Annotated in this window: 23 protein-coding genes; 15 read left to right on the top strand and 8 right to left on the bottom strand. The window is 66.0% G+C overall.

Translation table 11 applies throughout. The features are described from left to right. Positions 1–68: 68 nt before the first annotated feature. Both ACYQML_RS12115 and ACYQML_RS12110 read left to right on the top strand, forming a co-directional pair. Positions 69–1,925 carry a tetratricopeptide repeat protein gene (locus ACYQML_RS12115; protein WP_056430037.1) on the top strand — a complete coding sequence of 619 codons (1,857 nt, stop codon included), beginning with the start codon at positions 69–71 and terminating at the stop codon, positions 1,923–1,925. Between the two features lie 89 nt (positions 1,926–2,014). Then, positions 2,015–2,890 (top strand): 4-(cytidine 5'-diphospho)-2-C-methyl-D-erythritol kinase, encoded by an 876-nt coding sequence (locus ACYQML_RS12110; protein WP_461232947.1) that lies wholly within the window; start codon positions 2,015–2,017, stop codon positions 2,888–2,890. Between the two features lie 55 nt (positions 2,891–2,945). Here the strand turns inward: ACYQML_RS12110 and ACYQML_RS12105 are convergent, their stop codons facing one another. Further along, on the bottom strand, positions 2,946–3,968 hold the full coding sequence (locus ACYQML_RS12105; protein ID WP_056430030.1) for a polyprenyl synthetase family protein: 1,023 nt from the start codon (positions 3,966–3,968) through the stop codon (positions 2,946–2,948). 206 nt (positions 3,969–4,174) lie between these two features. Here ACYQML_RS12105 and ACYQML_RS12100 point away from each other — a divergent pair, with 206 nt between their 5' ends. Further along, on the top strand, positions 4,175–4,399 hold the full coding sequence (locus ACYQML_RS12100) for a putative signal transducing protein (protein ID WP_207410779.1): 225 nt from the start codon (positions 4,175–4,177) through the stop codon (positions 4,397–4,399). Continuing rightward, entirely contained in the window at positions 4,392–5,162 is a 771-nt protein-coding gene (locus ACYQML_RS12095; protein WP_461232946.1) for a tRNA1(Val) (adenine(37)-N6)-methyltransferase, read from the top strand. Before ACYQML_RS12100 ends, ACYQML_RS12095 begins: the two co-directional genes overlap by 8 nt. A 62-nt stretch (positions 5,163–5,224) precedes the next feature. Here the strand turns inward: ACYQML_RS12095 and ACYQML_RS12090 are convergent, their stop codons facing one another. Next, complete coding sequence (locus ACYQML_RS12090; protein ID WP_461232945.1) at positions 5,225–5,608, bottom strand: hypothetical protein; 384 nt, start codon at positions 5,606–5,608, stop codon at positions 5,225–5,227. A gap of 200 nt (positions 5,609–5,808) precedes the next feature. Here ACYQML_RS12090 and ACYQML_RS12085 point away from each other — a divergent pair, with 200 nt between their 5' ends. Then, a complete protein-coding gene (locus ACYQML_RS12085; RefSeq protein WP_461232944.1) occupies positions 5,809–6,675 on the top strand; it encodes a S49 family peptidase in 867 nt (288 codons plus the stop codon). Positions 6,676–6,679: 4 nt separating this feature from the next. Here ACYQML_RS12085 and ACYQML_RS12080 read toward each other — a convergent pair whose 3' ends face one another. Then, positions 6,680–6,934, bottom strand: coding sequence for a hypothetical protein (locus tag ACYQML_RS12080; protein WP_461232943.1), 255 nt, complete (start codon positions 6,932–6,934; stop codon positions 6,680–6,682). 215 nt (positions 6,935–7,149) lie between these two features. On the opposite strand from ACYQML_RS12080, the gene ACYQML_RS12075 reads away from it, so the two are divergent. The 3 genes from ACYQML_RS12075 to ACYQML_RS12065 all read left to right on the top strand — a co-directional run bounded on the left by ACYQML_RS12075 (position 7,150) and on the right by ACYQML_RS12065 (position 10,769). Further along, on the top strand, positions 7,150–8,097 hold the full coding sequence (locus ACYQML_RS12075) for a glycine--tRNA ligase subunit alpha (RefSeq protein WP_419951511.1): 948 nt from the start codon (positions 7,150–7,152) through the stop codon (positions 8,095–8,097). A 150-nt stretch (positions 8,098–8,247) separates the two neighbouring features. Then, the gene (glyS, locus tag ACYQML_RS12070; protein ID WP_461232941.1) at positions 8,248–10,425 is read left to right on the top strand and encodes a glycine--tRNA ligase subunit beta; all 2,178 of its coding nucleotides are present in this window, start codon (positions 8,248–8,250) and stop codon (positions 10,423–10,425) included. Between the two features lie 104 nt (positions 10,426–10,529). After that, positions 10,530–10,769 (top strand): hypothetical protein, encoded by a 240-nt coding sequence (locus ACYQML_RS12065; RefSeq protein WP_207410726.1) that lies wholly within the window; start codon positions 10,530–10,532, stop codon positions 10,767–10,769. 42 nt (positions 10,770–10,811) lie between these two features. Here the strand turns inward: ACYQML_RS12065 and ACYQML_RS12060 are convergent, their stop codons facing one another. Together ACYQML_RS12060 and ACYQML_RS12055 are read right to left on the bottom strand one after the other, a co-directional pair. Continuing rightward, on the bottom strand, positions 10,812–11,300 hold the full coding sequence (locus ACYQML_RS12060; protein ID WP_056430005.1) for a GNAT family N-acetyltransferase: 489 nt from the start codon (positions 11,298–11,300) through the stop codon (positions 10,812–10,814). Continuing rightward, positions 11,297–12,865: an OpgD/OpgG family glucan biosynthesis protein gene (locus tag ACYQML_RS12055; RefSeq protein WP_461235630.1), complete on the bottom strand. Its 1,569-nt coding sequence runs from the start codon at positions 12,863–12,865 to the stop codon at positions 11,297–11,299. The genes ACYQML_RS12060 and ACYQML_RS12055 overlap by 4 nt, the downstream gene beginning before the upstream one ends. An 846-nt stretch (positions 12,866–13,711) precedes the next feature. Between ACYQML_RS12055 and ACYQML_RS12050 the strand changes: the two genes are divergently transcribed. Further along, positions 13,712–14,878 (top strand): type III PLP-dependent enzyme, encoded by a 1,167-nt coding sequence (locus ACYQML_RS12050; protein WP_311275361.1) that lies wholly within the window; start codon positions 13,712–13,714, stop codon positions 14,876–14,878. A 139-nt stretch (positions 14,879–15,017) separates the two neighbouring features. Beyond that, complete coding sequence (locus ACYQML_RS12045) at positions 15,018–15,563, top strand: GNAT family N-acetyltransferase (RefSeq protein ID WP_461235629.1); 546 nt, start codon at positions 15,018–15,020, stop codon at positions 15,561–15,563. Between the two features lie 3 nt (positions 15,564–15,566). On the opposite strand, the gene ACYQML_RS12040 is transcribed toward ACYQML_RS12045, so the two are convergent. Continuing rightward, positions 15,567–15,872 (bottom strand): hypothetical protein, encoded by a 306-nt coding sequence (locus ACYQML_RS12040; RefSeq protein ID WP_461235628.1) that lies wholly within the window; start codon positions 15,870–15,872, stop codon positions 15,567–15,569. A 190-nt stretch (positions 15,873–16,062) separates the two neighbouring features. Between ACYQML_RS12040 and ACYQML_RS12035 the strand changes: the two genes are divergently transcribed. The 5 genes from ACYQML_RS12035 (at position 16,063) to ACYQML_RS12015 (ending at position 21,510) form a co-directional block, all read left to right on the top strand. Then, the gene (locus ACYQML_RS12035) at positions 16,063–17,508 is read left to right on the top strand and encodes a homospermidine synthase (RefSeq protein ID WP_207410731.1); all 1,446 of its coding nucleotides are present in this window, start codon (positions 16,063–16,065) and stop codon (positions 17,506–17,508) included. A 226-nt stretch (positions 17,509–17,734) separates the two neighbouring features. Continuing rightward, positions 17,735–18,115: a Uma2 family endonuclease gene (locus ACYQML_RS12030; RefSeq protein ID WP_461235627.1), complete on the top strand. Its 381-nt coding sequence runs from the start codon at positions 17,735–17,737 to the stop codon at positions 18,113–18,115. A 35-nt stretch (positions 18,116–18,150) separates the two neighbouring features. Continuing rightward, a complete protein-coding gene (locus ACYQML_RS12025) occupies positions 18,151–18,492 on the top strand; it encodes a hypothetical protein (RefSeq protein ID WP_056429987.1) in 342 nt (113 codons plus the stop codon). Positions 18,493–18,626: 134 nt separating this feature from the next. Continuing rightward, positions 18,627–19,466, top strand: coding sequence for a DUF1206 domain-containing protein (locus tag ACYQML_RS12020; protein WP_461235716.1), 840 nt, complete (start codon positions 18,627–18,629; stop codon positions 19,464–19,466). Between the two features lie 76 nt (positions 19,467–19,542). After that, a complete protein-coding gene (locus ACYQML_RS12015; protein ID WP_461235626.1) occupies positions 19,543–21,510 on the top strand; it encodes an SDR family NAD(P)-dependent oxidoreductase in 1,968 nt (655 codons plus the stop codon). Here the strand turns inward: ACYQML_RS12015 and ACYQML_RS12010 are convergent. Continuing rightward, the gene (locus ACYQML_RS12010) at positions 21,507–22,436 is read right to left on the bottom strand and encodes an NAD-dependent epimerase/dehydratase family protein (RefSeq protein ID WP_461235625.1); all 930 of its coding nucleotides are present in this window, start codon (positions 22,434–22,436) and stop codon (positions 21,507–21,509) included. The two genes, ACYQML_RS12015 and ACYQML_RS12010, sit on opposite strands and share 4 nt — an antisense overlap. Then, entirely contained in the window at positions 22,433–23,443 is a 1,011-nt protein-coding gene (locus tag ACYQML_RS12005) for an MraY family glycosyltransferase (RefSeq protein WP_461235624.1), read from the bottom strand. Before ACYQML_RS12005 ends, ACYQML_RS12010 begins: the two co-directional genes overlap by 4 nt. Positions 23,444–23,588 lie beyond the last annotated feature (145 nt).

Below are 23,588 nucleotides of genomic sequence, written 5' to 3'. Positions count from 1 at the left end.
GTTCAGTGTCCCCGCCCGATCGGCATCGGTCCCTGACGGACGATGCGCTACAAACGCGACTGGTGCCCATGAACGGAAACGCCGCGACCCGCCGGACCCTCTCGGCTCTCGCCCTGTGCCTCGCCGCCTCCGTGGCGACGTCGGTCACGGCCCTGGCCGCCCAGCCCCGGGAATCGGCTCCGGTGACGGAGTACGAGCCGGCCGAGTCGCTGGAGGGCAACTTCCTGTCCGCCTATATTGCTGGCGCGTCCAAGGACACCTCCGCCGCCGCAAGCTTCTACCGCGAGGCCGTGAAAGCGGACCCGCGCAATGCGGAACTGCTCGAGCGCGCCTTCGTGTCGCTTCTCGCGGACGGAGCACTGCCAGACGCATTCCGCGCGGCCGAGCGCCTCACCGCCCGCGATGGATCGAACGGCCTCGCGCAGCTCAGCCTTGGGGTTCGCCAGATCAAGGCCGGCCAGTTCGCGCAGGCCCGCCAGAACTTCGCCCGCAGCGGACGGGGTGCTGCAGCCGATCTCACCAGCACTCTCCTGACCGCTTGGGCCTATGCCGGTGCCAATGATGGCAAGCGCGCCCTCGAAGTGGTGAACAAGCTGAAGGGTGAGCGCTCATACAATACCTTCCGCGACTTCCACGCCGGGTTGATCGCCAACCTCGTCGGCGATCAGGCGGAGGCGGAGCGCCGGCTCAAGGCCGCCTACGACGCCGACCAGAACACTCTGCGCATCGTCGATGCCTATGCCCGGTTCGAAGCGCAGGCCGGCCGTACGGACCTCGCCATCCAGGCCTATACCGCCTTCGATCAATTGCTGCCGCGCCACCCGATCGTGCGTGACGCCCTCGACAAGCTGAAGGCCGGCAAGCCCCTCACCCGCCTTGTCAACACTGCTCAGGAGGGCGCCGGCGAGGTACTCTACGGGCTCGGCTCGGCCGGATCCACCCAAGGCGACGAGTTGCCCGCCGTGGTCTATCTGCGCCTCGCACTCTATCTCGCCCCCGAACACGCCCTCGCCCGCCTGACCCTCGCCGACACGCTCGACCGGATGAAGCAGACCGAGCGCGCCAACGATGCTTATGCGCAGATGCCGGCATCTTCGCCGCTGAAGCTCAACGCCGATATCCAGATCGGCCTCAATCTGGAGCAGATGGGCAAGGGCGAGGAGGCGACCCAACTCCTCGACGCCGCCATGAAGGAGCATCCCGACAGCATCGACGTCGTGACCGCCCTCGGCAACGTCCAGCGCTCGCGCAAGAAGTACGAAGAGGCGGCGGCCACCTACAGCCGCGCCATCGAGCTCATTGGCAAGCAGCCGGCCTCCAATTACTGGACGACCTTCTACTTCCGCGGCACCGCCTACGAGCGGGCCAAGCAATGGCCCAAGGCCGAGGCGGACCTCAAGAAGGCGCTGGAACTGGTTCCGCCGAACCAACCGGCGGCGCGGGCGCAGGTGCTCAACTACCTCGCCTATTCCTGGGTCGACCAGAACATGAATATCGATGAGGCCTTCACCATGCTGAAGCAGGCCGTCGATGCGAGCCCGCGCGACGGCATGATCATCGACAGCCTCGGCTGGGCTTATTTCCGCCTCGGGCGCTACGACGATGCCGTGCGCGAGCTGGAGAAGGCCATCGAACTCAAGCCCGGCGACCCCACGATCAACGACCATCTGGGCGATGCGTACTGGCGCTCGGGCCGGAGGCTCGAAGGCAAGTTCCAGTGGCAGCACGCCAAGGACCTGAACCCCGAGCCGGACGATCTCGTCAAGATCAACGCCAAGCTCAAGGATGGCCTGCCGGAACTCGAAAAGCCCGCTGCCACCGCCGAGAATCCTCCCGAGGCGGAGAAGGTGAATCCGGATCTGCCGAAGGGCGCCCCGGCTCCGAGCGAGCCCCCCGGCGCGGCCGACAAGAAGACCGGCGGCTGACACCGGCTTGACGGGTGGGGGATCGCGGGGCCAGACCGGCCGCGCATTCCCGCGGTCGACAGATCCGCCCCTCTCCGACAGAGCAAGCCGTGCCCATCCTCGTCACCCGCGCTCCGGCGAAGATCAATCTCACCCTTCACGTCCTCGGCCGTCGTGAGGGAGACGGCTACCACGAGCTCGAAAGCCTCGTGGCCTTCACCGGTTCGGGGGATACGCTCAGCCTGGAGCCCGGCACCAACCTAACCCTGGACGTGTCGGGACCCACCGCCGGACCGGCCGGTCCCCTCGACGACAACCTCGTGATCCGTGCCGCCACAGGACTGGCCAAGGCCATCCCAGGGCTTCGTCTCGGTGGCTTCCACCTCAGCAAGCGTCTACCCGTGGCAGCCGGGATCGGAGGCGGATCGTCGGATGCCGCCGCCGCCCTGCGGCTGCTGGCGCGCCTCAACGACCTTTCCCTCGATCACCCCGCAATCGTCGAGGCCGCCCGCGCCACCGGGGCGGACGTTCCCGTCTGCCTCGATCCGCGCGGTCGGATGATGAGGGGTGCCGGAGAGGATGTCGGACCGTCGCTGGGTTTCGCGCCGTTGCCGGCCGTGCTGATCAATCCCGGTGTGCCGGTCGCCACCGCGCCGGTCTTCAAGGCGCTGGGGCTGACGGCGGGGCAGCGCCACGCTGGCGAGGCCCACCCGCTCCTCGCGCGAGGTCTCGGCTTCGGCGAGATCCTGGCGGCGGTGACGCCGGCTCGTAACGATCTCGAGGCGCCGGCGCTCACGGTCGCCCCCGTCATCGCAGATACGCTCACGGCCCTGCGCGACCGGCCGGGATGCCGGCTCGCCCGCATGTCCGGCTCCGGTGCTACGGTGTTCGGCTTGTTCGCCACCCGATCCGATGCGGTTCGGGCGGCTGCCGCCATCCGCGCGATGCAGCCATCCTGGTGGGTCCGAGCCGCTTTGCTGCGGTGACGGCCTTCCCTGCACGGCTCGTGTGACGAGCCGTGATCGGCTGGCCGCTTTCGGCTCAGTGAGCCCGGGCGATGCAGAAATCCACCACCTGAAGCAGGGCTGATTTCATCGGCCCGTTGGGGAACAACGCCAGGGCGTCACGGGCGATGGCGCCGTAATGCCGAGCGCGGTCGATCGTGTCTTCAAGGGCCCGGTGCTTCCGTAGGATGGCGAGGGCCGTGTCGAGATCGGACTCTTCGACCTGACCGTCCTGGAGTGTGCGACGCCAGAAGGTCCGCTCCTCCTCGCTGCCCCGTCGGAAGGCCAGGACGATCGGCAGGGTGATCTTCCCCTCGCGGAAATCGTCGCCGACATTCTTGCCCATCGAGGCACTGGTGCCGCCGTAATCGAGCACGTCGTCGATCAACTGGAAGGCGATCCCGAGATTCATGCCGTAGGAGCGGCACGCCGCCTGCTCCGCCCTTGGGCGGTCGGCGATCACCGGGCCGACTTCGCAGGCGGCGGCGAACAATTCCGCCGTCTTCGCGCGGATGACGGCGAGATACTCGTCCTCCGAGGTCTCGGTGTTTTTGGCGGCGGTGAGCTGCATCACCTCGCCCTCGGCGATGACAGTCGCGGCGGCCGAGAGGATGTCGAGAGCACGTAGAGAGCCGACTTCCACCATCATGCGGAAGGCTTGGCCGAGAAGGAAATCACCGACGAGCACGCTCGCCTCGTTGCCCCACTTGATCCGCGCCGCAACGCGGCCGCGCCGCATGTCGCTCTCGTCCACCACGTCGTCGTGGAGCAGGGTCGCGGTGTGCATGAACTCGACGCTGGCTGCGAGCTTCACCGCCCCCTCCCCGGCCCCGTAGCCGCAGAGATCGGCGGTGGCGAGGGTGAGGATAGGGCGAAGGCGCTTGCCCCCGGACGCGATGAGATGGTTGGCCACCTCCGGAATCATCGCGACATCGGATCCGGTGCGCGACAGGATGGTCGCGTTCACGCGCTCCATCCCCTTGGCGACCAGGGCCACAAGATCGTTCAGGCTCGACTCCGGATCGGAGCGGCCCTCATCGAAGGAAACGACGACACCCAAACTCGATGCCTCCCGAGCTTTTCACACCAGGCAGATCCCGGCGGCGCACCCGCCGCTCGGGCCGATCCGCTCGGCCGGGCTATCCCCCGTGACCAACATCCACGCGGGCACCCCTTCGCATGCGCGCCGAGGCGCTGCAACATCCCGCGTTTCTCGCTGTATACAAAGGGTGGCGGCAGGGAGCCGCCGATGGGGCGGGTGGACGCATGAGAGAACTCATCCGGAGCAACGACATCGTCCTGATGGGCTTTGCCGAGTCGCTCCTTCAGGGGGCGGAGATTCCGGTCCTCGTCGCAGACATCCACATGAGCCTGCTGGAAGGTTCGATCGGCGCTTTCGCACGAAGGCTTCTCGTGCCCGACGACCATGCGACCGAAGCGCGCCGTCTGCTGGAGGATGCCGGCCTCGCGCACGAACTGCGCGATGCCTGAAGTAGTTGGCGAGCAGGCGGAGCTTAGGCCGAATCTCTGGCTCGGCGGACGTCTTCGTCTGTATCAGCCGCCGCGAGGCGCCCACCGCGCGGGGACGGATGCGGCATTACTGAGCCGGTTGGTGCGACCGAAGCCGGATTCCACGATCGTCGATGTCGGTGCGGCAAGCGGAGCGGTGGGTCTCGCGGCGGCGCTAGAGGAACCGAGCGCCAGGATCGTCCTCGTCGAGAGAGACGCGGACCTCGCTCGTCTCGCCCGCAGGAATATCGAGGAGAACGGACTTCAGGGTCGGGCGGTCGTCATCGCCGCGGACGTCTTCTCGGTCGAAGCCCGCCGGGCGGCCGGGCTCGGACCCGAGATGGCCGACATCGTGCTCACCAACCCTCCCTTCTTCGAGGTGGAGCGTCACAGGCCATCGCCCGTCGCGGGGAAAGCCTCGGCCCATACCTTCGCGGAGGGCGGGCTCGAACCCTGGCTGAAGGCCTGCCTCGATGTGCTGAAGCCCGGAGGGACGCTTGGCCTGATCCATCGCGCCGATGCCCTCCCCGACTGCCTCGCCGCCATGAAGAGGCGCTTCGGAGGGATCATGGTTCGACCGGTCCATGCGCGAGCCGGGCGACCCGCGATTCGCGTTCTGATCACGGGCATCAAGGGAAGCCGCGCGCCTTTTTCGCTGGCGCCGCCGCTCATCCTGCATGGCGAGGACGACGTGATGACGCCGGAGGCCGACGCTATCCATCGCGGGCAGCCCTGGCCGGCTTGAACAAGGCGACGGCGAGGGCATAGGCCCCCGCCGCCAGACGATACGGCACGTTCGCTGAAGCGTCAGTAGAACCGGCGCCAATGGTGGTGGCGGTGGTGCCAATGCCGGCGGTGCCAGTGGTGACGATGCCAATGATGACGGCGATGCCAGTAGGGCCGGCGCCATCCATAGGCGGGACGGTGGTAGCCGTAGACCGGGCGGTAGAAATGTGGCCGCCAATAATGCCGCCTGTAGCCGTAATGCGGCCGGTGCCAGACGTGACGACGATGCCAGTGATGGCGGCGGTGCCAGCGGTGACGGTGCCAATGGGCCTGCGCCACAAGCGGCGTTGCGGCAGCTCCCTCAATGGCGGTGACGGGCAGTGGAGCGGCGCGCGCCTGGTTCAAGGAACCATAGGCTCCGCCCAATACCCCCATCAGAACGACCATCCACGTCGCGATACGCATGATGCTCTGTCTCCCTCCTCTTGTCCGGGCGTCGCCCGGTGGCCTCCGCGCTGCGGCACCGTGCTGCAACCCAGGCAGAGAAAAACGGCGAAGCCTGTAAATCGGTTCGGTCATCTCCATTTCGTGACTGTTGCCGGGTGGGGAGATGTCGCTCGTTCCCCAATCCAAGCGGCCCAGAACTTTCCAGCGAGACGAGACTGATGTCCCTTCCCCTGCCACGCTTCCTCGACCCAATTCTCCCCAAGGCGTGGCGTGGCCGCAAACCGACCGTGGCGGTTATCCGTCTCAGCGGCGTCATCGGTGCCGTCTCGCCGTTGCGGTCCGGCCTTTCCATGGCCACCGTGGCCTCGAGCCTCGAGAGCGGCTTTGGAATGACCGGCATCTCGGCGGTGGCGCTGGTCATCAACTCGCCCGGAGGATCACCGGCCCAGTCCCATCTCATCCACCGCCGCATCCGCGCGCTGTCGATCGAGAAGAGGGTGCCCGTCTACGCCTTCGTGGAGGATGTCGCTGCGTCCGGCGGCTACATGATCGCCTGCGCGGCGGACGAGATCATCGCCGATCCGACATCGTTGATCGGTTCGATCGGGGTGGTCTCGGCGGGGTTCGGCTTCGACAAGCTCATTGAACGGATCGGCATCGAACGCCGGGTCCATACTCAGGGCGAAGCCAAGGCGATGCTAGACCCGTTTCGCCCGGAGAACCCGGAGGACATCGTCCGCTTGAAGGCGATCCAGGCGGATGTGCAGGATCTGTTCACCACGCTCGTGTCCGAGAGGCGTCCCGCGGTTCGAGCTAGCGGCGACAACCTCTTCACCGGCGCGGTGTGGACCGGGCGGCAGGCGCTGCCGTTGGGCCTCGTCGATGGCCTGGGTGATGCCCGCTCGACGTTGCGGGCGCGGTTCGGGGACGACGTCGTGCTGAAAGTCGTGGCCGAGAAGCAGGGTTCGTTCGTCAGCAGGCTCCTGCGCCGGGCCGTTCCGGGCTCCACGGTCGTCGACGGCCTTGCCGCCGACGCCCTCGCGGCGGTCGAAGAGCGGGCGGCCTGGGCTCGCTACGGGTTGTGAGGTCTCAGCGAGTCGCGATGGTGCAGGCCGAGGACGGCGCGCCGTAGCCGGAATACACCACGCGCACTTTGCGGGTGCAGGTCTCGGACAAAGCAGGAGCCGGCACGCTAGCGACTTCGATCGGCGTCACCAGAGCGGGCATGGCGACGAGATCGGTCTTGTCCGTGGTGGCCAGCGCATTCGATGCCCCCATGACGAAGGGCGTTGCGGTCAGGGAAGCTGCAATGAGAGCCGCGAAGACAGTGAACGACTTGCGCATGGTCCGGTTTCCGCAATGTTCGCCGGTCGGTTGCGACCGGGCTGATCCCTTGATTTGTGCTAAGAACTTAGATCAAGCGAGACAGTTCCGGACGTAATGGCAATCGTGGCGGAAATGTGTGCCGCCGCGCACCCGCGTGGGTGCGGGGCTTCGGCTTGACAGCGCGGGCACGCCTCTTAAACGCTGGCCGCTTTCCCGCTTACCGGAAGCTAGCCATGTCGAGCGCACAAGCCCTGCCGAGCGCTGTCGATCTCGCCCCCAAGACCTCCTTCCAGGGCTTGATTCTCACCCTGCAGAATTTCTGGGCGGCGCAGGGCTGCGTGATCCTCCAGCCCTACGACATGGAGGTGGGCGCCGGCACGTTTCATCCGGCGACGACCCTGCGCGCCCTCGGGCCGAAACCCTGGAAGGCGGCCTATGTCCAGCCGTCCCGCCGGCCGAAGGACGGGCGCTACGGCGAGAACCCCAACCGGCTGCAGCATTATTACCAGTTCCAGGTCATCCTGAAGCCGAACCCACCGAACCTGCAGGAGCTCTACCTCGCCTCCCTCGACGCCATTGGTGTCGACCTGAAGCTGCACGACATCCGCTTCGTCGAGGACGATTGGGAGAGCCCGACATTGGGCGCCTGGGGCCTCGGCTGGGAGTGCTGGTGCGACGGCATGGAGGTGAGCCAGTTCACCTATTTCCAGCAGGTCGCCGGTGTGGAATGCGCACCGGTGGCGGGCGAACTGACCTACGGGCTCGAGCGGCTGGCCATGTATGTGCAGGGCGTCGAGAACGTCTACGACCTCAATTTCAATGGCGGTGCAGGCGACGAGAAGGTCACCTACGGTGATGTCTTTCTCCAGGCCGAGCAGGAATACTCGCGCCACAATTTCGAGGCGGCGGATACCGCGATGTTGTTCCGCCAGTTCACCGACGCGGAGAAGGCCTGCCGCACCTATCTGGATGCGGGCGCGCCGGCGGAAGATTCGGGAACCCACCGGATGGTCCAGCCTGCCTACGACCAGTGCATCAAGGCGAGCCACGTCTTCAATCTGCTCGACGCCCGCGGCGTCATCTCGGTGACCGAGCGCCAGAGCTATATCCTGCGCGTGCGCGAACTGGCCAAAGCCTGCGGGGCCGCCTGGCTGAAGACGGCGGGCGGCGGAGCGGGTTGAGTCGCGGCACTGCTGCCCTTGCACGACTTCAGGCGCCCGGCGTCGTCTTCGTGACATGCCCGGTCATTCTCTTACCTTCGCATGATGATCGTCGGGCGCGCCCTTGGCGCCGACGACATCCTGGAACAACATCTCGGACGCCCGCTCCCCATGCCTGATCTTCTCCTCGAACTGCGCTCCGAAGAGATTCCTGCCCGCATGCAGCGGCGTGCCGCGGAAGATCTGAAGAAGCTCGTCACCGACGCATTGGTGGAACGCGGCTTCCTCTACGAGGGAGCGAAGGCCTTCTCGACCCCGCGCCGACTGGCGTTGCATGTGGCAGGCCTCCCGCCACGCGGGAAGGACGTCCGCGAGGAACGCAAAGGGCCCCGCGTTGGCGCGCCGGACGGAGCAATTCAGGGATTTCTCAAGAGCGCCGGTCTCGCGAGCCTCGATCAGGCGACAATCGTCACCGATCCGAAAAAGGGCGAGTTCTATGTCGCCGTGATCGAGCGGGCCGGCCGCGAGACGCTCGACGTGCTGGCCGAGATCCTGCCCGCCATCCTCAAGAGCTTCCCCTGGCCGAAATCCATGCGCTGGGGCGCAGCGTCTTCCCAGCCGGGGAGCCTGCGCTGGGTGCGGCCGCTGCAATCCATCGTGGCGACCTTCGGCCCCGAGACCGAGACACCCGAAATCGTGCCTTTCACCGTGGACGGGATCGCGGCCGGCACCACCACCTACGGGCACCGCTTCCTGGCCCCGGATGCCATCGAGGTGCGGCGGTTCGACGATTACATCCAGGCGCTGGAGCGCGCCAAGGTCGTGCTCGACCCGGATCGGCGCAAGGACATCATCCTGCACGATGCGCGTGACCTGGCCTTCGCGCGCGGTCTCGAACTCGTGGAAGACGAGGGCCTGCTCGACGAGGTCGCCGGCCTGGTCGAATGGCCCGTCGTGCTGCTCGGCACCTTCGATCCGAGCTTCCTCGACATCCCGGCCGAGGCGATCCGTGCCACCATCCGCGCCAACCAGAAGTGCTTCGTGCTGCGTGAAACGGGCTCCGACACGCTGGCTCCCGCCTTCATCCTGGTCTCGAACCTGATCGCCAGCGATGGCGGCCTGGCGATCACCGGTGGCAACGAGCGCGTGGTGCGCGCCCGCCTCTCGGACGCGAAGTTCTTCTGGGAGACCGATAAGGCGATCAGTCTCGAAGACCGTCTGCCGAAGCTCGACAGCATCGTCTTCCATGAAAAGCTCGGAACTCAGGGCGAGCGGGTGAAGCGCATCGCGTCGCTGGCGCGCGGGATAGCACCCAATATCGGCGCGGATGTACAACTCGCCAGTCGCGGCGCTCAACTTGCGAAGGCCGATCTCGTGACCGAGATGGTTGGAGAGTTTCCCGAGCTTCAGGGCCTCATGGGCCGCAAGTATGCGGCGCTTCAAGGCGAACATCCGAGTGTCTGCGCGGCGGTGGAAGAGCATTACAAGCCCGTCGGTCCATCCGACCGAGTACCGACCGATCCTGTTTCGATCGCCGTGGCCCTGGCCGATAAGTTCGACACCCTTGCGGGTTTCTGGTCCATCGATGAAAGGCCCACCGGCAGCAAGGATCCCTACGCGCTTCGTAGGGCAGCCCTTGGCGTGGTCCGGCTGATTCTTGAGAATGGATTACGTCTGAACCTCCGAGAGGATGTGCTGGAGGACGCCTTTTATGTTCAGAAGAACCGTCACGTCGTCGACATATCCCTTTCCGGGAATGACGAGCACGATATGGCCGCGCTGGAGAACAATGGCAGCCTCGACAACCCCATGCCTGGCGATCTCCTCAACTTCTTCGCCGACCGCCTGAAGGTCTATCTTCGCGACCAAGGCGCCCGCCACGACCTGATCGACGCCGTCTTCGCCCTGCCCGGCCAGGACGACCTCCTGATGGTCGTGCGTCGGGTCGAGGCGCTGGGCAAGTTCCTCGAGACCGATGACGGTAGGAACCTGCTCGCCGGCTACAAGCGCGCGGCCAACATCCTGCGGATCGAGGAGAAGAAGGACGGGCGCAGCTACGAGGCCGAGCCCGACCGCGTCGCCATCGCCGCCTCCGGCGAGCCGGAGGAGCAGGCTCTGTCCGAGGCGCTGGTGACCGCCCGGGAAGCCGCGTCTGCGGCCGTGGCGGCCGAGGATTTCTCCGGGGCCATGCGCGCTTTGTCGATCCTGCGCGCGCCCGTTGATGCTTTCTTCGAGAAGGTCATCGTCAATGCCGACGATCCGGCCCTGCGTGAGAATCGCCTCGCCTTGCTCAACGCCTTGCGGGCGGCGACCCGGGAGGTCGCAGACTTCTCGAAGATCGAAGGATAGTGCGCGACCCTACCTGCGATGGGAGAATTTGGCGGGTTGGGGGGCGAAATGGGAACGGTCTAGCTCGTATCGCCGTTGGGCGCATGGTTTTGAAGGAGATTGCCATGCGTCATTCCATGCTTGCCACTGCTGCCCTGCTGACGCTCTTCGGGGTTTCGGCGGTTCAGGCCCAGACCACGATCATCGAGCGCGAGGCGCCCGAGCGCGTCATCGTCGAGCGGCCGGAATCTGAGTCCCGTACCGTGGAGACGCGCGAGACCCGTGACGGCTGCCGCGTGAAGTCGGTCACCCGCGAGAACGAAGTCGGTGACCGCAAGACCGTCACCCGCGAGAACTGCGACTAAGCCCTTTCCGCTCCCTCCCCGATATCGGGGAGGGGCGACGGCCTACAGAGGCTTCTCGTAGCGCCAGGCTTCCATGCTGTCCTCGTAGTACTCTTCGAGGACAGCGAAGCGCACGTAGCCGTGACGCTCGTAGAGTCGGATGCCGGCGCCGTTATCGGCTCTCACTTCGAGTCGCAGCTTCGTGCATCCATGCGCTCGTGCGTCGTCTTCCGCGGCATCGAGCATGATGCCGCCAAGACCCTGACCCGCGCGTCCGGGAGACACCGCGATGGAGGAGAGCCTGCAACTGCGGCTTCCCTTGCGGCGCTCCAGCGTGGCCGCCGCCACCAGGATCGAGCGGTCTTCGGCATCCAGAGCGACCAGCAGCGACATCGACGGAGAGCCGATGGCATGGCGGATCGCCCGCCGTTCCGCCCGGTCTCCCGAAAACGCCGCGTGTTCCAGGGCGACCAGGGCGTCGAGGTCGCCCAATGTCGCCGGACGGATGGTGACCGGAGCGACCGTCTGCCGTTTGTGGGCTTGGGCGCTCACGCTGTGGTCCAGGGATAGACCCAGGTTTCCGACAACGCTCGACCGCTAGCGCGCAGGAAGGCGCGGAGTTCGGTAGATTGGTCCGCCGCGTCGAGGGTGATGTCGATCGCTGCCCGCAATCCTCCGATATGCGGGTTCGGAGTGAGCGAAGTGGCGGTGATCCGTCCCTGTGAAGCTCCGGCTACCACCTCCACCTTACTCGGGTCCGAGAGATAATAGGGCAGCTCGCCGCCGGCGAAATCGATGAGGAAGCGGCGGCTCAACGTCCCTTTCGCCTCTTCCCCCTTGGCGGCACCGCTGGCGCTTGTGGCGGCCAGGAAGGTATTGGCCACATATCCGCCCGGATGCAGTCTGGTGTTCGAACTCCTGGCGCGCACGCGGTACGACATGCGGACCGGTTCGCCGGCCGGATAAGGCTGCTTCGGACGCCAATAGGCGACGATGTTATCGTTGACCTCGGTATCGGTCGGCAGTTCCATCAAGGTCACGGCGCCCTCGCCCCAGTCACCCTCGGGTTCGACGAAGTAGCTCGGCCTCCGCCCATAGGAGGCTTCGAGGTCTTGGTAGGATTCGAAGGCGCGGTCCCGCTGCATCAGTCCGAACCCCTTCGGATCGCGATCGACGAAGGACGAGATGCGTCGCACCTTCGGATTGTCCAGGGGGCGCCAGATCCATTCGCCCGATCCGGCCGCGATCTGAAGACCATCGGAATCGTGGAGTTCGGGCCGGTAATCGTCGGAATGGTGCCGGTCGTTCTCGCCGATGAAGAACATCGAGGTGAGCGGCGCGACGCCCACCGATGGGAGCGCGACCCGCGGGAAAAGCGTTGAGCGAACGGCGACGCTGGTCTCGTCGCCCGGCTTCACCGTGAAGGCGAAGGCACCCGTCACCGAGGGGCTATCGAGAAGGGCATGAATCAGCAGCGAATCGGCGTTGGTCTCAGGCATCGTCACCCAGAATTCGCGGAAGACCGGGAATTCCTCCGGAGCGCCCTCCCCCTCGACGTTGAGGGCGAGCCCACGGGCGGATAGGCCATACAGCTGATCGCGTCCAAGGAAGCGGTAATAGCTGGCGCCGAGAAACACGATGAGTTCGTCGAGCAGGTTCGGCTTGTTGAGGTAGCTGTGGAAGCGGAGACCAGCGAAGCCGAGATCGACCGGCAGCGGCTTGTCGAGCTTCGTCCGTCCCATGTCGAACAGGCTCGACTGATAGGCGATCGGCGTCGCGATGCCGCGACGCACGAGGTTCACCGTGACGGGCCGGTTATAGAGGAAGCCGACATGGAAGAGCTGCAGCCGGAACGGACTGTTCTCTCCGCCGAGAAAGGCCTTGTCAGGCTTGAAACGGATGTCACGCCAGGCGTCGTAATCGAGCTTTGCGATGGGAGCCGGAAGGGGCGGTACCCGCGCATCGTAGGCGACCTTGGCGAGCTCCTCGGCGCGGCGCTCCACCTCCTCGAAATCGAAGGATTTGGGTGCACGCCCCTCCTGCGCCGTCGACGCTGTGCCGGCGACGGACAGGGCGGCGATACCGGTGAGAAGCGCGCGGCGGGTGGGCTCGGTCATGGTCCTGCGGCTCTGGTCGGTGGTGAGGGACGATCGGGCTTCCCCGCACGGTCCCATCCAGCCCACCTCACCCCGAGGTGCCCATCCGAGCGGGCCTCGTAGGAGCCTCCCAGAGGTCGCAATGCGTGATGGAGCCCTGCCTCGAGGCCTCCGCTACGCTCTGGCACCTCGGGATGAGGCGGTGGATCGGACTGGTTCGATCAGCATGAAAACCGCCTGCTCAATGACCCGTTCGTGACGCCTTGGAAAGGGCCTACCGACACGGGTGCGCTTTTTGGGTCACATTGAGGCGGTAAGGTCGGGTTTCGGATGAGAGGAAACCGGTTTTTCCTTGTCGCGGAGACGCATCGAACGTATATGTGCCTTGCCCAATTTCGCACGTGCCTGTGGCCGCGTGTCGGTTGGTGGGCATCCGGCCAACTGCCGGACAGCCGCCAGGGGTCTTAAAGGATCGATGGTCGACAGGGTGGATTCCCTCCGGCCGGCATCCAGGTGGCAACACCGGACCCCGACAACAACCGGCAGCCGGAGGCGAAACCGGCGAACCCCGCTCTCCACGGGGGACGCAGCTTAAAGCAACGACGAACGGGCTTTTTTGGTCTCGTCGGCCCTCCAAAGGCCGGCACCGAAGAGGCTTGTTTCTCTTTGCCCGGCGTGCGGTGGGGATCTCCCTTCCAATCCACGGCAGCTTCCGGGTGCTGATGCGCCCGCGGTCGACGACGTGTCTCCAAAGCACGTCGCGTATCGCGTCGCGTCGCCCCCAGACGCCGGACGGCTCATGGCCGTCCAGATTTCGATAGCGCGCCCCGCGAACGGGCGCTCGCGAACCTGTGGGTTGGAACGACCATGACCGATCGTATCCGTGATTTTCTGCGCGCTCGCCGTGACATGGGCCAGGACGAAGGCCCGGTGATGGTGCTCGACCTCGATGTCGTGCGCGACAACTTTACCGCCTTCGCCCGCGCGCTGCCCGATACCCGCGTCTTCTATGCCGTGAAGGCGAATCCGGCGCCGGAAGTCTTGCGTCTGCTTGCCGAGATGGGCTCCTGCTTCGACACGGCCTCTGTGGTCGAGGTGGAGATGGCTCTGGCCAGCGGTGCCACCGCCGACCGGATCTCATTCGGCAACACCATCAAGAAAGAGCGCTGCATCACCCGTGCGCTCAAGCTCGGCGTTCGCCTGTTCGCCGTCGATTGTCAGGTCGAGGTCGAGAAGATCGCCCGTGCTGCCGAGGCCGCCGAGGTCGAACTCGGCTCGGTGCAGGTGTTCTGCCGCATTCTCTGCGACGGTGCCGGTGCCGAATGGCCCCTGTCACGCAAGTTCGGCTGCGTGCCGGAGATGGCCGTCGATGTTCTGGAGCATGCCTGCCGCCAGGGTCTGCATGCTTACGGCGTGTCGTTCCATGTGGGTTCGCAGCAGGGTAACACCGAAGCCTGGGACGGGGCGCTCGCTTCCGCCTCCACGATCTTCCGTGAATGCGCCGACCGCGGCATCACCCTGTCCATGGTCAATCTCGGCGGCGGCTTCCCCACCAAGTACCTGAAGGCGGTGCCTGGCGTGGAATCCTACGGCGATGCGATCTTCCGCGCCCTCACCAAGCATTTCGGCAACCAGCTGCCGGAGACGATCATCGAGCCCGGTCGCGGCATGGTCGGCAATGCCGGCATGATCGAAGCCGAGGTGATCCTGGTCTCGAAAAAGTCCGATGCCGAGGACGAGATCCGCTGGGTCTATCTCGATATCGGAAAGTTCGGCGGCCTGGCCGAAACCATGGACGAGTCGATCCGTTACGCGATCCGGACGGAGCATGACGAGGACCGCATGGCCCCCTGCGTGCTCGCGGGACCGACCTGTGATTCAGCCGATGTCCTCTACGAGAAGGTGCCCTACCCGCTCCCCGTCTCGCTTTCCATCGGCGACAAGGTGCTGATCGAAGGGGCCGGAGCCTACACCACCACCTACGCGGCGGTGGCGTTCAACGGCTTCCCCCCCCTTCAGCAATACGTCATCTGACCGCCATATAATCGGAGCTCGGGCGGCTTAACCGCCGCCCGGCAGCGGGCGAGGACGGTTCCATCGCATGTGACTGGTGCGGGATCCGCGCCGTCACGTCAGATGGGTTGACCAGCCAGGACTGGGAAAGGGCACGGCCTTGATCGAGATTCGTGACGAACGGTCAACCGATGTTTCGGCTCGGGAGCAATTGCTCGATACTTGCTTCGGCCCGGCGCGATTCCTCAAGACGTCCGAGCGGCTGCGCGAGGGGCGCCTTCCCGCTCACGGATTGTCACTGACCGCGGAACTGAATGGCCGGATCGTCGGCACCGTCCGTCTCTGGCATGTGGAAGCGGGACGTGGACGGCCTGCCTTGCTTCTGGGGCCGCTCGCGGTCGATCCATCGCTCCAGGGCCATGGCCTCGGCAGCACTTTGATGTGGGCCTCGATCGGTAGGGCACGCGCCCTCGGTCACGGCGCCATCGTCCTCGTCGGCGATGCGCCGTATTACGCCCGCTTCGGTTTTTCCGGTGATCTCATGAGTGGGTTGTCCATGCCGGGCCCGTTCGAAAGGACGCGGTTGCTCGGGGTCAACCTGCGCAGGGGCGCGCTCGACGGCGCGACCGGCATCCTCTCCGCTTCAGGCATCCTGGATGAGGCTGCCTGTCCGGAGGGATTGGATTCACGACGACAGGCGGCGTGAGCGCTAGACGGCAGTCGTGGTCGTCGCCTGCTCGCAGCGGCGGCGGAAGGCTGCATCGTGCTGGCGGCGAACGGCACGGATCAGAGCTGCCGCGAGGGTGATGACGCCAGGATCGCGATCGATCGGCTCTTCGGCCGGCGCGGGGGTATTGGCGATAAACAAGGATAACATCGGAACTCCGTGATGTGGCGTTCTGGCGTTTCCCGTCCCGTAGGTGTGTCGATGTCGTGTTTGTTGCATTGCAATATCGGCGTGTCGCGGATCATTCGCAACGGTGCCCAACGGGAAGGCGACCCGCGTCTGAATCATGCGTCGACGTAACTTCATGTTAATGATCTTCCCTCGTGGACCACTCGTGGTCCACGAAGCTGAAGCCGGCGATGTGGTTGACCACACGCCATCAACCGGCCACTAGCCCGTCGCCTGACCGTCATTTCCGCCGACTAAGGACGTGCCTCGCTCGTGAGTTCGAGCGGGGCCGAGAAGAAGGATTGCCCGCATGACCGAAGCCGCCACCTCCTGGCCCGTCCACGGCCGCATCAGCGGTCCCATCGTGATGATCGGCTTCGGCTCGATCGGCCGCGGGACCCTTCCGCTCATCGAGCGTCATTTCGAGTACGACAAGGCGCGCTTCACCGTCGTCGAGCCCTCCGATGCGCATAAGGCCCTGGCCGATCAACATGGCCTCCGCTTCGAGCAGGTGGCGCTGACCAAGGACAATTACCGCGAGATCCTCACGCCCCTCCTCACCGAGGGCGGCGGCCAGGGCTTCTGCGTGAACGTGTCCGTGGACACCTATTCCCGCGCCATCATGGAATTGTGCCGTGAACTCGGCGCCTTCTACATCGACACCGTCGCCGAGCCCTGGCCCGGCTTCTATTTCGACAAGTCCAAGGGCCAGGGCGACCGCACCAACTACGCCCTGCGCCAGGACATCCTCGACGCACGCGCCGCGAACCCCGGTGGCACCACCGCCGTCTCGTGCTGTGGCGCCAATCCAGGCATGGTTTCCTGGTTCGTGAAGCAGGGGCTCCTCAACGTCGCGTCCGATCTCGGCCTGACCACGCCCGAGCCGAAGACCCGTGACCAGTGGGCCGCCCTCATGCGCGAGGTCGGCGTCAAGGGCATTCATATCGCCGAGCGCGACACCCAGCGCGCCAAGGGCCCGAAGCCCATGGGCGTCTTCGTCAACACCTGGTCGGTGGAAGGCTTCGTTTCCGAGGGCAACCAGCCGGCCGAACTCGGCTGGGGAACCCACGAGACCTGGCGCCCGGACAATGCCCGTGATCAGGAGAAAGGCTCGCGCTGCGCGATCTACCTTCTCCAGCCCGGTGCCGACACCCGCGTGCGGTCGTGGACGCCGACGGCCCAGAGCCAGTTCGGCTTCCTCGTGACGCATAACGAGGCGGTTTCGATCTCCGACTATTACACCGTGCTGGAGGGCGAGCGCGCTGCCTACCGCCCGACCTGTCACTACGCCTACCACCCCTGCAACGACGCGGTGCTCTCGCTCCACGAGATGTTCGGCAAGGCTGCCGAAGTGCAGGAGAAGCACCACATCCTCGACGAGAACGAGATCGTCGATGGAATCGATGAACTCGGCGTGCTCCTCTATGGCCACGAGAAGAACGCCTATTGGTTCGGCTCCCAGCTCTCCATCGAGGAGACCCGTCGCATCGCCCCCTATCAGAACGCCACCGGCCTTCAGGTTACATCGGCGGTCCTCGCCGGCATGGTCTGGGCGCTTGAGAACCCCGAAGCCGGCATCGTCGAGGCCGACGAGATGGATTTCCGTCGCTGCCTCGAAGTCCAGATGCCGTATCTCGGTCCCGTCGTCGGCGTGTACACCGACTGGACCCCGCTGAGCGGGCGCCCCGGCCTGTTCCCCGAGAACATCGACGAGAGCGACCCCTGGCAGTTCCGGAACGTCCTCGTTCAGAGCTGAATGGACGAACGGAGCGCGGGATCGTCCTCCCCGCGCTCCGTGCCCTCTGCTTGGCGCCAAGGGCCAGACCATGATGGGCGAGGACTCAACGCCACGTCTTTTCCCAGGCCGCGCTGTGGAGCCCAAGATCCCGCCCGAGCACGACTGCATCGCGGCTTCCTCTGCACGGATGTTGCAGGGTTTCGGCGGGATGCTACCATCCCGTATCCGATCGGGAGCCCCCGCCATGGCCGTCGCCGCGCGCCGCGATACCCGCATGACCGTCGCCGAGTTCCGCCTCTGGGCCGAGCCCCGGCCCGACGAGGAACGCTGGGAACTGATCGACGGCATAGCCCTGCTGATGTCGCCGCCTTCCGCGCGCCACCAGCGCATCGTTTCCAACCTGATCCGACGCCTCGACGAGCTCGCGGAACGCCGGGGCCGCAACGCGCTTCCCGGCCTCGGCGTGCTCAGCGCGGCGATGGACGAGGTCAGGGTCGAGGCCTGGCGCCGGACCGAGGCGGGGAGCTGGACGGTCGAGGCCCTTTACCGTGACGACAGCCTCTACCTTCCCGAACTCGGTGGCGCCGTGCCGGTCGGCGCCCTCTATACCGGACTGCCCCTCTGAGCCTCCCATCGCCCTCGCCGCGTCAGGTCCCGCCCTTGCCCCACTTTGAAGATTTCTACGCCGACAAGCTGCGCGGTTCTCTGGGAGTCACCGATGCGGAATCCGTTCTCGACCTGCGTGGGACGAACCGTCCGACGGCCGAAGCGTCCTTGAACGACATGCTGGAGCGCAGTCGCTTCGGCAAAGGCAAGACCGTGGCGATCCGCTTCGATCCCCCGCCGGAAGGCGGCGGAGAGACCCTGTTCCAGCCCGTCGGCAGGCTGTTGCTGGACGCGAAGCGCAAGGGGATCGTCGATCGACTTCAGACACTTCCGGCCGGCGATGGCCTCGGCTTCTATGTTGCGCTCGCCGGCAAGGCGACACGCGCCGGCGACTAGGAGGCTCCGGTCTCGTGCCGGCAAAGAAATGACGGCCATGCCGGAGCGGTCCGAGCCCGAACGGCGTTGGAGGGAACGCGGTCCGTCCGCTCGTCTCCGCCACAGGTCATCGTGAAAGTCTCCTCGTGAAGCGAATGGGCCGCAATACGATCGAGCGTCTCGCCCGCATGGGGTTCGGTGCGAGAGGCATCGTCTATTGCATCGTCGGCGGGCTGGCGCTGCTCGCCGCTCTGGGCCAGGGCGGTCGGGCGGGCGATAGCGAGAGTGCGATCCGGTGGGTCTTCCTCGGACCGTTCGGGGCCATCCTCGTCGGGCTCATAGCGCTGGGACTGTTTTGTTTCGCCGCCTGGAGGTTCGTCGAATCCGTCACCGACGCCGACCGGCACGGCACCTCGGCGAAGGGGCTCGTCGTTCGGCTGGCGCATTTCGGCAGCGGCATCGTGGCTGTCGGCCTCGGCATCACGGCGGCCAGTCTCGCCCTCGGCCTCGGCAGACGCGCCAGCGGCGGCGGAGGATTGCAGGATTGGACCTCGTGGCTGCTGGCCAAGCCATTCGGCCCATGGCTGGTCGGCCTCATCGGCCTGGGCATCATCGGCGGAGGAATCGCCTTCCTGGTGAAGGCCGGGAAGGGCGATGTCACCGACCGGCTCTCTCTCGACGAGGCCCATTGCCGATGGGTCAAGCCGTTGGGTCAGTTCGGATACGCTGCGCGCGGGGTCGCGTTCGTGATCATCGGCGGCTTCGTGCTGGTCGCCGCGTGGTACCAAGCCTCCTCGGAGGTGAAGGGTTTGGCAGGCGCTTTCTCCGCCTTGCGAGCTCAGCCCTACGGTTCCGTCCTTCTTGGCATCGTCGCCGCCGGGCATCTCGCCTTTGGCGTGTATGGCCTGATCCAAGCCTGGTACCGCCACATCGACGCACCGGATCTCGACGAAACCGACGATGCCGTCCTGCGTGCCGTGCGCAATCTGAACTGATGTGTAGCCCCGTGGTTCGTGGGGTGCGTTGACAGAGGGGCGTTCCGTCGCCGATACCGCGCCCGGCCCGGAGCCCATGCAGCAGCGCATCTACAAGACAGCGGTGATGGTGGTCCACGATTGCGTGGCGACCGTCCTAGCCGTGACACTCACCTTCGTTTTCCGCTTCAACGGTGAGTTGCTCGCCGAACGCCTCGACGCGCTTCCACTTCTGCTGCCGCCGTTCGTGGCTTTCGCCGCGCTGGTCTACGGTCGGTTCAAGCTCTACCGGACAAAGTGGCGCTTCGCCTCGCTCCCCGACCTCGCCGGAATCGTCAAGGCGGCGAGCGTCCTCGCCCTCACGCTCCTCGTCGTTGACTACGTGCTCGTTTCGGCGGACATGTATGGATTCTACTTTTTCGGAAAGATCGCCATTGCCCTGTACTGGGTGCTGCAGATCTTCCTGTTGGGGGGCACCCGGCTCGCCTTCCGCTACCTGAAATACACGCGTTCGCGGCAGAGCCAAGCTCGCAGCGCCACGACCCCGACGCTGCTGCTCGGGCGTGGCAGGGATATCGAACTCCTGCTTCGCGCCATCGAAGCGGGCTCGGTGCGGCGCCTGTCCCCCAAGGGCATCCTTGCGCCACGCGCAAACGAGACCGGCCAGATCATGCGCGGCGTCCCCATCCTGGGGGCCTTCTCCGACCTTGAGCGAGTCGTCGCTAACCTAGCCAGTGAGGGTACCCCGGTACGCCGCCTCGTCGCCGTTCCAAATGCCCTGACACCGGAGGCGGAGCCCGACGACCTGATTGCCCGCGCCCGTCGACTCGGCCTTCCGCTGTCGCGGGTCACCAGTCTCGGCGAGGGCATGCGCGATGCCGAACTGGCGCCCCTGGAGATCGAGGATCTCCTCTTGCGACCCACTGTCTCCATCGACCGGCCGCGCCTCGAGCGTTTCCTTAATGGGACGCGCGTCATCGTCACGGGTGGTGGGGGTTCCATCGGCTCCGAGATCGTCGCCCGGGCCGTGGCCTTCGGCGCAGCATCCGTCCTTGTCGTGGAGAATTCAGAGCCTGCCCTGCATGGCATCCTGAGCCAGCCCGCCATCGCAGCGGCCGATGTCACCGGTGCACTCTGCGATATTCGCGACCGCGAACGTCTGCACGAGGTCTTTGCCGGTTTCCGACCGGATTACGTGTTCCACGCCGCAGCCCTGAAGCAGGTGCCGTATCTGGAGCGGGACTGGTCGGAGGGCATCAAGACCAACGTCCTGGGTTCCATCAACGTCGCGGATGCGACGGTAGCGGCTCGTGCGCGCGCCATGGTGATGATTTCCACCGACAAGGCGATCGAGCCCGTCTCTCAACTCGGCGTCACCAAGCGCTTCGCCGAGATGGTGGCCCAGGCGCTCGATTCCGAGCAAGCGACCGCGTCGCAGGGCAAGCCGACTCGTTTGATCGCGGTGCGGTTCGGCAACGTGCTCGGCTCGGTCGGTTCGGTGGTGCCAGTGTTCAAGGCGCAGATCGCCCGAGGCGGCCCGGTCACGGTCACCGATTCGGAAATGGTGCGCTACTTCATGACCGTGCGCGAGGCCGCCGACCTCGTTCTGACCGCAGCCTCGCATGGCGACCGCGAGGGACGCTGCCTGTCTCTGACCGCCCCCGAATCCGACCAGCGGGCTGCAGTCTACGTTTTGAAGATGGGTCAGCCCGTGCGCATTCTCGATCTCGCCGAGCGGATGATCCGGCTCGCTGGTTTCGAGCCCGGCGAAGACATCGAGGTGGTCTTCACGGGCTCGCGGCCGGGGGAGCGTTTGAACGAGATCCTGTTCGCCCGCGAGGAGCCCCGTGTCGCCCTCGACGGGATCGACGGTGTCATGGCGGCCAAGCCCGTCTTCGCCGACCGTACCGTGCTGGAGGGCTGGATCGCCGCGCTGAAACAGGCGGTCGCCAATCATGACAGGGCCGCCGCCGATCTGGTGTTCGAAACCGCTATTCCGGATTACCGCAACCGGCCGAAAGCGGTTCCCGCGTCTCAACCCGCGCCGATGACCATCCCCGCCTAGGCTGCACTCTCCATGCGGGCCAGGGCCGCAAGCCCCTGGGATGAGGTCGATTGCGGGGACCAACCCAGCGCAGACAGCCCCTTGGAGTGCGCCACGAGGTCGCCGGAAAGGCGCTCGAAAATCTCACGCCGACCCGTCATCCGGCAGGCGAGACCGAACAGGCTCGGCGGACAGGGTACGAGACCGGCGCGGCGGTCGAGGCCGGCCCGTAAGGCCGCGATCATGCCGGGCAAGGTCAAGGCGTCCGGCTCTGCCGCCACTAGTGCCCGGCCAAGCGGTCCTTCGTGACGAAGTACCGTGAGGATGGCTGCCGACAAGTTCTCCACCGAAATCAGGGACCGACGCCCCGTCAGGCTCGCGAGTGGGAGGGGATAGGGTGTTCGCGCGAGCCGCAGGAGCGCGGCCATGTTGCCCTTCACCCCAGCGCCATAGACGAGGACAGGGCGCAGGGCGACCCAGTCGATCCCGATCTCGGCCAAGGCTTCCTCGGCGGCGAGTTTCGAGCGGCCATAGGCATCGGTGGGATTTGGATGATCGACTTCGGTGACGGTTCCGGCCGCGCTGATGCCGGTCTGCGCCCTGATCGAGGAGAGGAAGACGAAGCGCCCGACCCGCGCCTTGGCCGCTGCTTCGGCGAGACGTCGCGTCGCCTCGATGTTCGAAGAGCGGTAATCGTCCTCCGGCGTGCCGGACATGGCATGGGCGAGGCCGGCCGAATGGACGATGGCGTCGACGCCGGAAAGGGCCGCCGCCATGTTCATGGGCCGGCTCAGGTCGCCCACCACGGCGCCGCTGGCGCCGGGCGGCAACTCCACTGGGCGTCGCAGCAGCACCCGGACCCGGTAACCCTGATTCGCGAGCGAGCGCAGCAGGTGACGGCCGATAAAGCCGGTGGCACCGGTCAGCGCGATGACGTTTCCGCTCAAGCGGCGATTCCTTCTCGCAAGGTCGAGAACCGACGCAGCGTCGCGGCGACCAGGGCCGCGCCTGCAGCAAGTGCTGCGAGCGTGACAAGCCGGGACGGCCAAAACAAGGTGGCGCCCGCCAGAACCGCCAGCGCCGTGTTGAGGACGAAGACCCGCCCGACCACCTCCGTCACCGTGAAGCCGTTCGAGGTCGCGCGCTGGTAGTAATGGCTGCGATGCGCCTTCCAGACAGGCTCGCCCTTGGCCGCACGGCGCAGCAGCGTCAGCGTGGAATCGGCGATGTAGTAGAGCGGAAGAAGGATTGCTGCCGCCAGACCGTGCTGAAGGCCGAGGCGGTAGAGCAGCCACGCCACCAGAAGGCCGATCGGCAGGGACCCGACATCCCCCAGGAAAAGGCGGGCCACCGGGCGATTGAAGGGTGCAAAGCCGATCAGCGCACCGAGGAGGGACGCGGCCACGAGGGTCGGCAGCGGCGGTAATTCCCCGCCGAGTCCGGCGAGCATCAGCGCGGCCGAGACCGGCACCATGGCCGAGACCGTCATCCAGTCGAGCCCGTCCATGAAGTTCGTCAGATTCACGAACCAGACTCCGGCCAGGACAGCGAGGGAGCGCTCAGCAATGAGCGGAATCTCGGGTAGGAGCCGTCCCTCCACCGACAGGACAAGGCCGGTCACCGCAAGCGTCTGGAGACCGAGTCTCAGCGTGGCCGGCATCGGCCTGATATCGTCGACAGCACCCACGATGGCGAGGAACACCGTCGCATGAGCGAGGACCAGCGCCTCCATCGTCGCTGGCATAGGCTGCATCAGGGATGCCAGGAGCCCACCGGTCGCCAGGATGGCGAGGACGATCGCGATGCCGGCCCCTTGGGGGGTCGGCACGCTGTGGCTCGACCGCGCGTTCGGCCGGGCGAGCGCATAGCGTTGAAGGATCGGTTTGAGCAGCACTATCAGGACCGCGCTGAGGCAGGCGGCCAGCGGTACGGCGACGAGCGGCGCGAAAGGCATTGTCTTGTGAGGGTCCGCTGATGTCGCGAGGTCGTGCGGAGTGCCTACCCGTTTTTGCCGCTGGCGGGGAGAGTGCACCTTTCGGAGAGGCAGCCTCTCCGAACCGGTTGCATAGGCACCTTCCCCCGAAGAGGGAGGAAGGTAC

The organism is Methylobacterium sp. CM6244 (assembly GCF_054817885.1).
This window is presented reverse-complemented; position numbering and strand designations above follow the sequence as displayed.

Bases quoted from the DNA above. Each gene is read 5' to 3' on its own strand.
- ACYQML_RS12085 (WP_461232944.1), top strand. From the start codon at position 5,809: ATGTCCCTTCCCCTGCCACGCTTCCTCGACCCAATTCTCCCCAAGGCG.
- ACYQML_RS12030 (WP_461235627.1), top strand. From the start codon at position 17,735: ATGGCCGTCGCCGCGCGCCGCGATACCCGCATGACCGTCGCCGAGTTC.
- ACYQML_RS12115 (WP_056430037.1), top strand. From the start codon at position 69: ATGAACGGAAACGCCGCGACCCGCCGGACCCTCTCGGCTCTCGCCCTG.
- glyS (WP_461232941.1), top strand. From the start codon at position 8,248: ATGCCTGATCTTCTCCTCGAACTGCGCTCCGAAGAGATTCCTGCCCGC.
- ACYQML_RS12020 (WP_461235716.1), top strand. From the start codon at position 18,627: ATGGGCCGCAATACGATCGAGCGTCTCGCCCGCATGGGGTTCGGTGCG.
- ACYQML_RS12080 (WP_461232943.1), bottom strand. From the start codon at position 6,934: ATGCGCAAGTCGTTCACTGTCTTCGCGGCTCTCATTGCAGCTTCCCTG.
- ACYQML_RS12015 (WP_461235626.1), top strand. From the start codon at position 19,543: ATGCAGCAGCGCATCTACAAGACAGCGGTGATGGTGGTCCACGATTGC.
- ACYQML_RS12055 (WP_461235630.1), bottom strand. From the start codon at position 12,865: ATGACCGAGCCCACCCGCCGCGCGCTTCTCACCGGTATCGCCGCCCTG.
- ACYQML_RS12090 (WP_461232945.1), bottom strand. From the start codon at position 5,608: ATGCGTATCGCGACGTGGATGGTCGTTCTGATGGGGGTATTGGGCGGA.
- ACYQML_RS12100 (WP_207410779.1), top strand. From the start codon at position 4,175: ATGAGAGAACTCATCCGGAGCAACGACATCGTCCTGATGGGCTTTGCC.
- ACYQML_RS12005 (WP_461235624.1), bottom strand. From the start codon at position 23,443: ATGCCTTTCGCGCCGCTCGTCGCCGTACCGCTGGCCGCCTGCCTCAGC.
- ACYQML_RS12075 (WP_419951511.1), top strand. From the start codon at position 7,150: ATGTCGAGCGCACAAGCCCTGCCGAGCGCTGTCGATCTCGCCCCCAAG.
- ACYQML_RS12095 (WP_461232946.1), top strand. From the start codon at position 4,392: ATGCCTGAAGTAGTTGGCGAGCAGGCGGAGCTTAGGCCGAATCTCTGG.
- ACYQML_RS12035 (WP_207410731.1), top strand. From the start codon at position 16,063: ATGACCGAAGCCGCCACCTCCTGGCCCGTCCACGGCCGCATCAGCGGT.
- ACYQML_RS12065 (WP_207410726.1), top strand. From the start codon at position 10,530: ATGCGTCATTCCATGCTTGCCACTGCTGCCCTGCTGACGCTCTTCGGG.
- ACYQML_RS12050 (WP_311275361.1), top strand. From the start codon at position 13,712: ATGACCGATCGTATCCGTGATTTTCTGCGCGCTCGCCGTGACATGGGC.
- ACYQML_RS12040 (WP_461235628.1), bottom strand. From the start codon at position 15,872: ATGATTCAGACGCGGGTCGCCTTCCCGTTGGGCACCGTTGCGAATGAT.